Annotated in this window: 9 protein-coding genes; 4 read left to right on the top strand and 5 right to left on the bottom strand. The window is 40.7% G+C overall.

Features of this window, described 5'->3' with window-relative positions; genetic code table 11:
* The 3 genes from EDM53_RS02375 to EDM53_RS02365 form a co-directional block, all read right to left on the bottom strand.
* A partial coding sequence (locus EDM53_RS02375; protein WP_277986521.1) for a DNA gyrase subunit A occupies nucleotides 1-282 on the bottom strand: 282 nt, incomplete at its 3' end.
* Nucleotides 283-423: 141 nt separating this feature from the next.
* Nucleotides 424-645, bottom strand: coding sequence for a hypothetical protein (locus EDM53_RS02370; protein ID WP_130122053.1), 222 nt, complete (start codon nucleotides 643-645; stop codon nucleotides 424-426).
* A gap of 444 nt (nucleotides 646-1,089) precedes the next feature.
* A complete protein-coding gene (locus EDM53_RS02365; RefSeq protein WP_130122051.1) occupies nucleotides 1,090-1,326 on the bottom strand; it encodes a hypothetical protein in 237 nt (78 codons plus the stop codon).
* Between the two features lie 209 nt (nucleotides 1,327-1,535).
* Here EDM53_RS02365 and EDM53_RS02360 point away from each other — a divergent pair, with 209 nt between their 5' ends.
* The 3 genes from EDM53_RS02360 (at nucleotide 1,536) to dxr (ending at nucleotide 4,074) form a co-directional block, all read left to right on the top strand.
* Nucleotides 1,536-2,009: a hypothetical protein gene (locus EDM53_RS02360; RefSeq protein ID WP_130122049.1), complete on the top strand. Its 474-nt coding sequence runs from the start codon at nucleotides 1,536-1,538 to the stop codon at nucleotides 2,007-2,009.
* A 78-nt stretch (nucleotides 2,010-2,087) separates the two neighbouring features.
* Nucleotides 2,088-2,864 carry a peptidoglycan editing factor PgeF gene (gene pgeF, locus EDM53_RS02355; RefSeq protein ID WP_130122047.1) on the top strand — a complete coding sequence of 259 codons (777 nt, stop codon included), beginning with the start codon at nucleotides 2,088-2,090 and terminating at the stop codon, nucleotides 2,862-2,864.
* 61 nt (nucleotides 2,865-2,925) lie between these two features.
* The gene (gene dxr, locus EDM53_RS02350; RefSeq protein WP_165379576.1) at nucleotides 2,926-4,074 is read left to right on the top strand and encodes a 1-deoxy-D-xylulose-5-phosphate reductoisomerase; all 1,149 of its coding nucleotides are present in this window, start codon (nucleotides 2,926-2,928) and stop codon (nucleotides 4,072-4,074) included.
* Here the strand turns inward: dxr and mrdA are convergent.
* Complete coding sequence (gene mrdA / locus EDM53_RS02345) at nucleotides 4,071-5,852, bottom strand: penicillin-binding protein 2 (protein WP_130122043.1); 1,782 nt, start codon at nucleotides 5,850-5,852, stop codon at nucleotides 4,071-4,073. The genes dxr and mrdA overlap by 4 nt on opposite strands.
* Complete coding sequence (gene mreD, locus EDM53_RS06560; protein ID WP_130122041.1) at nucleotides 5,842-6,342, bottom strand: rod shape-determining protein MreD; 501 nt, start codon at nucleotides 6,340-6,342, stop codon at nucleotides 5,842-5,844. Before mreD ends, mrdA begins: the two co-directional genes overlap by 11 nt.
* Nucleotides 6,343-6,630: 288 nt before the next feature.
* Between mreD and lon the strand changes: the two genes are divergently transcribed.
* Nucleotides 6,631-8,523, top strand: a 1,893-nt coding sequence (lon, locus tag EDM53_RS02335) for an endopeptidase La (protein ID WP_130122039.1), incomplete at its 3' end; no start/stop codon positions are given.

Here is an 8,523-nt window from a genome sequence, read left to right as displayed (position 1 = left end):
TCCAAAGTTTCCTTGACCATCAATTAAAGGGATTCTCAAGGAAAAGTCCTGAGCCATTCTTACAAGAGCTAAATATATAGGTGCATCCCCATGTGGATGGTACTTACCTATTACATCACCAACTATTCTCGCTGACTTTTTGTATGGTTTATCATAGTAATTGCCCATCTCATGCATTGAGTACAGAATTCTCCTTTGCACGGGCTTTAGACCATCCCTACAATCAGGAAGCGCTCTGCTTACGATCACACTCATTGCATAGTCAAGGTATGACCTTTTCATTTCATTCTCGATGAAAACTGGAACTACGTTTCCTGAGTTTTCTTGTAAGTTACTAGTGTCGCTCAATGATATAGCCTAAATTACGAAATCTAGTGTGCATACTACACAATTTTTTAGGCTAGAGCAAGTGCATGAACACTACTAATAGCAATAAAAAGGATTCCCGCTCCCCTTTTTTGTCATTCTCACTCTCCTCTGTCCTTCCGGCATCTTCCTTGGTCCTTCCGATACTCCCTTTGTCGCTCCTTCCTCTGTCATCACCACGCCCCTTTTGCCACTCCTGTTCCCTCCTTTGTCACTCACACTCCCCTTTTTTGTCATTCCCATTTCTCCTTTTTCATGCACGTGAAAACAGGCATCCATTCACCTTTCCTAACACCGACTACTCAATCAGAACATGCACGATATGTCACACCACAAAAATGTAGCGCTATCCGAGATCAAAGCGTCTTGCAGGGGTCTACAGAAAACCACAGACAGTGCCAAAGCGCAACAAACCAGCAATAAAAGGGGAACAAGAACAAGGGGGGATGCTCCCAATACACTCTGATACAGAGCTGAAGGGAGCAATAAAGCGCTCATGAGAATAAAGGGGGAGGAATTAGAACGCTTCATTGGTCAACATTGTAATACATTTTTGCGACCCTTTCAAGATCTTTACGCATCGTTTTTTTTCCAAACATCATTAATCCTAATATTAATCCCATATTTTTCAAAAGATCTTAAAGTACTGTATTAGAAACGTTATGTAATGTTAAAATTGCATTTCAGTCGATCAAACGCATGTATTTTTAGTGACACTACAATTCACAATTTCATATTTTTTATTGTGTCTTGCCCTCCCTCATTTGCCACTCCCACTCTTCCTCTTTTGTCATTCCGGCATCTTCCTTTGTCCCTCATACTCCCCTCATTTGCCACTACCCCTCTCCCTTTGTACTTCGCGCTCCCTCCTTTATCATGTCCATTTCTCCTCTGCCATGCCCATTTCTCCTCTGCCATGCCCATTTCTCCTCTGCCATGCCCGTGAAAACGGGCATCCATCTCCCTTTCCTAACACCGACTACTCAATCAGAACATGTACGATATGTCACACCACAAAAATGTAGGGCTATCCGAGAGCAAAGTATCTTACAGAGGTCTATTTGAGAGCACATCTATTGTATTGCTCAGCAATCAAATAGGCATTACTATAATGTAATGTAGATTTCCTATCGCAAACCTTCTAAAAATATACAAATATAGAACGTACAATGCTGTATAGTCTTGAAGTTGATAAATTGTACTTAGTAGCAATTCCTGTTGTAGTCACACTACTCCTTTTAGTGTTGATAAAAGTTTACAACCACAAGCGTTCGATAAATAAAAAGGGAGCGCGTACTGTCAATTTTTCTAAACGATTTACAAGGCCTAGCTTACCTGCTGAACCTCCTGCAAGAGATAAAGTCTACGAGAAACAAACACAGGATCAACTTAATCACTCTTTGGTAAACGTTGAACAATACAATGTTCAGGAGCGACCCAAGGAAGAGCAGCAAGAAGAAGTCAGAATAGTTGGAGTTGTCAAACCCCAAGGCTTCTGGACGAAGTTTATCATGTCACAAAAGCTGCAATACATAATGGCTAGGCTGAACATACAATCGTCATCCAAAAAGGGTGGTTTTTGGGTCAATCTGATCAAAGCTCAAGCGGTATCTCAGGGTAAAGACCAGTCAAGGGGAAGGTAGAATCAATAGGCAGGTGGACATTTGATTTGAAGTGTAGTACTTATGGGCTCATATCAACTGACGTTACAAACCAACTAGATGCCTGACTACGATAGTGACTCTCAATATGATCTATTTAGGTACTACAGTCAGGTTCTTGCTGAACTTTCGGGAATAGAGCATTGCTTTTTTGGAAAGCCCAAACATGTCACAGATGAATATGAGCTAACCCCTCAAACTTACCTGAGCAGCTCTTTTAGTATGAGTGCAAAAAACGTAATAATGTTACGTCAGGTACACTCCACAAATGTTGTTACGATACTTAATCAAAGCTCAGCTGACATAGGAACGGAAGAGGCCGATGCAATAGTTAGCAATGTACCTGGTTTATTGCTGTGTGTACGTACTGGTGATTGCGCTCCTGTACTCTTTTATGATGCATATGCAAAGGTTATAGGTGTTGCCCATGCTGGATGGAAAGGAGCGATCAACGGTATTCTCACAAACACTATCTACGCTATGGAAAAGATTGGAGCTCAAAGAACCAATACGGTATGCGCAGTGGGGCCATGTATTCAACAAGCGAGTTATGAAGTGGATCAGACGTTTTACGAAGAATTTATAAGTAGAAATCCTGCTCATGAACAATTCTTTACCAATTCGCTTGCTAAACCAAATCATTACATGTTTGATCTTCCAAATTTTTGTACTACTCAGCTCCTTTGCGTGAATGTGAAAAATGTGGACAATTTAGGTGTTGATACATATACAAATGTCGAACAGCTCCATAGTTTTAGACGAGCAACACACCAAATGCTTAATGACAAAGCAAAAGCTCTGCGACAGTTTTCATGCATTCGTCTACGTCATGAGTGATATGAAAATCATGAGTCACGTGAGAACAAACTGATGACTAACACAACATACATGTGGGATTGTGACTAAAAGTGTACAAATTTTGGGAGTAACGGGTTCGGTAGGCACCAGTACTGCTAGCATCATTTTAGAGCATAGAGAAGAATTTTGCGTAGATAACATTGTTGCGGATCGTAATTGGGAAAAGTTGGCGCAGCAAGCAATAGAACTCCGCGCTAAGAATATAGTAATAGCTCAAGAAAAGTATTACGAGCAATTAAAGTCTACGCTATCTGGACATAAAATTAAGGTACACGCTGGTAAAAGCGCAATGCTAGAATTAGCACGAGAGAAATATGACGTTACGGTATCGAGTATAGTGGGTTTGGACGGATTAGAACCTACTATGGAAGCAGTAAAAGGGTCTAGCATCGTGGCTTTAGGTAACAAAGAAAGCATAGTTTGTGCTGGACCTTTGCTCTTGAGCGCTGCGTTGCGATACGATAGCACGATCATTCCTATAGATTCGGAACATAGCGCACTTTTCCAGGTTTTGGAGAGAAGAAACAAGGATGCAATAACCAAAATGACATTAACCGGTTCTGGTGGGCCGTTTCGTAATAGGTCATTAGATGATATGATGCATGTCACAAAAGATGAGGCTCTTCGACATCCAACTTGGAGCATGGGTAGTAAAATCTCTATAGATTGTGCTACGATGATGAACAAGGCATTGGAAGTGATAGAAGCTCATCAGCTTTTTAATATTTCATATCATCTGATTGACATTGTGATACACCCAGAATCTGTTGTGCATGGGTTGATAGAATATACTGATGGCAGCACACTTGCACACCTTGGCATGCCTAATATGCGAACTCCAATTGCCTATGCTTTGTTTTATCCGACTAGAGGTAATATTGCACATCAGCCATTGAATCTGTCACAACTAGGCTCTCTTAACTTCAGTTCACCAGATTATAGGAGGTTTCCTTTGTTAAAACTAGCCTTGGATGTGGCGCATGAAGGGGAGCAAAGTAGGTTAGTGATTATGAATGCTGCCAATGAAAAGGCTGTAGAGCTCTTTTTGAGGGAGCAAATCAGCTATATGATGATACACCAAAGCGTTGAACGTACCCTACAAAGGTTACAAACCACTGAGCTATCATCAATTCAGGATATTCTCAAACTACACGCAGCAGCAAAAGCACTAACAGAAGAACAGTTCTAGCTGTTTGCGTGCAACCATACAAAAATGGGGTTTGCTATAGGTAATGCGCTGAGTGCGCCCCATGACCCGTGCTCCACGATAACTGCAACAGCATACTTTGGACTTGAAAATGGTGCAAAACCAACAAACAGCCCATGATCTTGTAGGTTTCTATTTGTTACCTTTCTGGACGAGATAACTTGGGCTGTTCCTGTTTTACCAGAGATTGCCAACCCAGGTATCTGTAGCCTATGTGGATACATGTTGCCTCTATAATCGTTATACGCCATGTACATACCACCACGAATAAGGTCCAAATGATGTTTTTGACACTTTAGCATCGTCTCCGCGCCTTGTGCTCTGATGGAATTGGCTCCATTGTTCTGTGAAATGAGAGTAGGTGTGATTAGCTTCCCAGATGCTATACGGCCAACCATTTGCGCTAACTGTATGATTGTCACCAAGACAAATCCCTGACCTATAGCGGCATTGATGGTATCACCACTCATCCATTTCTTTTTCAATGTCGACAATTTCCAAGATGTGTCTGGTATATGCCCACTTCTCTCGTATGGAAGCTCTATGTTCGTTTTACTTCCAAGGCCTAGTACATGGGCGGTATCCACTATATTTTTGATCCCCATCTTTTCGGCAATATTGTAAAAATATGTATTACAGGATTGAGCTATGGCTAATTTCATGTTGACCAATCCATGTCCGTGTTTCCGTGTGCAGTGAAAAGTGCGATTGCCTACTTGGTATGTGCCAGTGCATACGACTCGGAAGTGTTCCGACACACCGTATTCCAAGCCAGCCAGTGCACTGACAATTTTAAATGTAGACCCGGGCGGGTACTCTGCACTTATACTTCTGTTGATCATGGGTAACCTTGGGTCTTCTTTGATGGTCCGCCAGCTCTTCTGTGACATACCTGCAACAAAGAGGTTTGGATCAAAAGATGGTTCAGAATGCATTGCCAATACTTGTCCTGTATCGATATCAAGCACAACAGCAGCACCTGTTTTGCCATCCAAGAGTGAAGATACCTCTTGTTGCAGACCCTGATCGATGGTGAGTTGTAAGGTGTTTCCTTGTATCGCTTCTGTATAGGAAAGATCCCTCACATACCGCCCAAACGCGTCGACTTCTGTTCTTTTGATTCCGGGTGTGCCTTGCAATTCCTCGTTATAAAACTTCTCTACACCGTTCTTACCTGTATAGAGATCGGATGTATTGGGGATGTTTAATGCGCTAAGCTCGGACTTGCTGACGTGGCCTATATAACCAGTAACATGCGCACACATTTTGGATAGTGAGTAGACTCTCTTGTGGCTTGTGTGCACTCTAATGTTCCGTGTTATTGGAGTATACAGCTCAATCTTTGCTACCTCTTCCCACTTTAAGTCTTCAGCAATAGTTAAGATGCCTCCAGGCTTTGTTCGTCTCATACGATGTTTTAACCTTTCGTCATCGACACTAAATCTCTCGGGAAGTATTTTCTTTAAGTGATTCAACAACAAAGCAATCTCAAAGTGCTCAGTGGGCTCAAATATCAAAGTATAACTTAATCTATTAGCAATAATCTCACTATTATTTCTGTCCACTACAATTCCTCTTGGAGATGGAATGATGAAAAGGCGCACCCTATTTTTATCGGACAACGTCTTGTACTTTAATACATCTATAATTTGAAGGTAGAAATATCGAATAAATATTAAAAAGAAAAAAATAAACTGAAATAAAGTGATGATAAATGCTCGTCTAGTGAAAGATTGTAGTTTCTTAAAATCACTTTTCATTATTTTTGATCAGCACTTGGTTTTTAAGTATTTGGAAAAATAATAAGTGAATCATCGGATAAGAGGATATAGTGAGCAATAATTTGGATAGTTCGTACATATTATAAGTGAATGATGTGTAAAATATCGATATCACCACAAATTTAATAATATAGACAATGGTAGCGGCACAGATGAATGTGAGCCATATTATTACAAATTTTTGATTATTTAAAGCCTTATAATTGACGGAAATAATTGTTGTAATGATTGCAAACTCCAGTGGTGTGATGCCTATGACAGTGTTATTGATATAATCGTTAAATACACCAAATATGAACAGGCAAATTTTTGAGAGGCGACTCACCTGAAATAGTTCGCCAAAAAAGATAAAAAGGAGTATAATATCCGGCAGCAACACGTTTTGTGGAGAAAGAGTTGGTGTGTGCGAAAACGTTATCAACGTCAACAAAAATAGATGTAAAAGTGTTTTGATTATGAGTGTATACATTGTAAATGTAAGCAAGATATGAAACTGATAAATTTTGGATTATACACAAAATGACAACCAATAATACCAAATTCCAGATTAAATCAGGCAAATGGATTTGAGGATGAGGCTACGTAAGCGTATTGAAATACGTGCGCAGAGGCGAATTTCGCAAAATCCGTTTTGAATCATTTAAAAATGGGCATTGGTATAATCTAATGTAAATAATGCTTAAAACACTTACCTTATCTTGCAGAATCAAAAATTGAACCTATATTGTACTTATAAATTTCAGCCAAAGGTCATGTCATGGTAAAAGAACACAAAGAAGCTTATTCAATTCTACCACTTAGGGACTTGGTAGTTTTCCCCCATATGATTGTGCCCCTATTTGTGGGCAGGAAGGCTTCGGTACAGGCGCTTGAAGAAGCGACTGACACCAAGAATAACAAAATACTGGTGTTATCTCAAAGGGATCCAAACAGGGAAGAGCCAAAAGTGAACGATCTGTATAAGGTTGGTACTCTGGCCAGCGTTTTACAGGTTCTAAGGCTTCAGGACGGTACTATAAAGGTTCTTATAGAAGGTATGGAAAGAGTCAAGGTCACCAGGTTTATATCTGATGATGCTGTTGTGAGAGCAGAGATTAGAGCCTTGCCAGATACAGCATATAGAGCAGGAAACACTGAGATCGCTGCTCTGATGCGCTCTATAGTTGCACAGTTTCAAATCTACATCAAGCTTAACAGAAAGATCAATGTTGAGGTTCTTAACACTTTAACGCATCTCACGGACCCTGGTAAATTTTGCAATACAGTGAGTGCTCATATATTGGGCAGAATAGAAAAAAAGCAGGAGATATTGGAGACCACCAACATTATCAAAAAGCTTGAAAGGATTTTACTGTTGCTTGACTCTGAAGTTGAGCTGCTTAACACGGAGACTAGAATTAGAAGCAGAGTTAGAAGTCAGATAGAGGAAAATCAAAAAAACTATTACCTCAATGAGCAGCTAAAGGCTATTCACAAGGAGTTAGGTGAAGAGGACTTTAAGGAAGAAGTAAACACTCTACACGCAAAGTTTAAAAAACTCAAACTCACGAAAGAGGCCAGAGAGCGTGTAGAGGCAGACCTGAAAAAGCTCAAAATGATGAATCCTATGTCATCTGAGTCAACGGTGATACGGAATTACATGGATTGGATTTTGGATCTGCCTTGGGAAAAGTATTCGGTTGGCAAAAGAAGCATAGAAGATGCCTTAAGCATTTTGGAGAGGGATCATTACGGCTTGGACAAGATCAAAGAGCGAATACTGGAGTATATCGCTGTGTATCTTCGAACAGAGGAGTTAAAAGGCCCTATACTTTGTTTATTAGGAGCGCCTGGTGTTGGTAAGACATCCCTTGCTCGATCAATAGCTGACGCAACTGGTAGGGCCTTTGTCAAGATCTCTTTGGGAGGACTGCGGGACGAAGCGGAGATTAAAGGGCATCGTAGAACTTATATAGGAGCAATGCCTGGTAAGATTATTCAGGCTATGAAAAAGGCAAAGACAAGCAACCCGTTAATACTGTTGGACGAGATTGATAAGTTAGGCTCTGATTACAGAGGCGATCCGTCATCTGCTCTATTGGAGGCTCTTGATCCTGAGCAAAACTGCCGGTTCAACGATCATTATCTTGAGCTAGATTACGATATCTCTAAAGTGATGTTCGTCGCCACAGCAAACTCCACGGACATTGCACACCCTTTACTTGATAGAATGGAAGTGATCAGGTTGTCTGGTTACACTACAGATGAAAAGCTGCAGATAGCACAGCACTATCTTATACCAAAGCAATTTCGTGCACATGGCATTACATCTGGGGACTTAGAAATAAAAGAGTCGGGCATTGTCAAGCTATTGAACGATTACACTAGAGAGGCTGGAGTACGAAATCTGGACAGAGAGATTGCAAAGATCTCTCGAAAAGCCGTAAGAAAGATCATGACCACAAATGTTGGCGGATTAGTGGTATCCGCAGACAATCTTCAGGATTATCTTGGTGTACCAAAATACAACACCGGCTACATAGAGAAAAACAACTTAGTAGGGATTACGACTGGCCTTGCTTATACGGAAGCTGGTGGTGACATCCTGGCAATCGAAGTGCTTACCATGGTTGGTAAAGGTGAGTTAAGGATTACCGGTAAGTTAGGTGAT

The organism is Rickettsiales endosymbiont of Peranema trichophorum (genome assembly GCF_004210275.1).
Lineage (GTDB): Bacteria > Pseudomonadota > Alphaproteobacteria > Rickettsiales > Midichloriaceae > RICK02.
This window is presented reverse-complemented; position numbering and strand designations above follow the sequence as displayed.

Excerpts from the sequence above, each read along its gene's own strand:
- EDM53_RS02370 (WP_130122053.1), bottom strand. The coding sequence starts at position 645 with ATGGATGCCTGTTTTCACGTGCATGAAAAAGGAGAAATGGGAATGACA.
- EDM53_RS02365 (WP_130122051.1), bottom strand. The coding sequence starts at position 1,326 with ATGGATGCCCGTTTTCACGGGCATGGCAGAGGAGAAATGGGCATGGCA.
- EDM53_RS02360 (WP_130122049.1), top strand. The coding sequence starts at position 1,536 with ATGCTGTATAGTCTTGAAGTTGATAAATTGTACTTAGTAGCAATTCCT.
- pgeF (WP_130122047.1), top strand. The coding sequence starts at position 2,088 with ATGCCTGACTACGATAGTGACTCTCAATATGATCTATTTAGGTACTAC.
- mrdA (WP_130122043.1), bottom strand. The coding sequence starts at position 5,852 with ATGAAAAGTGATTTTAAGAAACTACAATCTTTCACTAGACGAGCATTT.
- mreD (WP_130122041.1), bottom strand. The coding sequence starts at position 6,342 with ATGTATACACTCATAATCAAAACACTTTTACATCTATTTTTGTTGACG.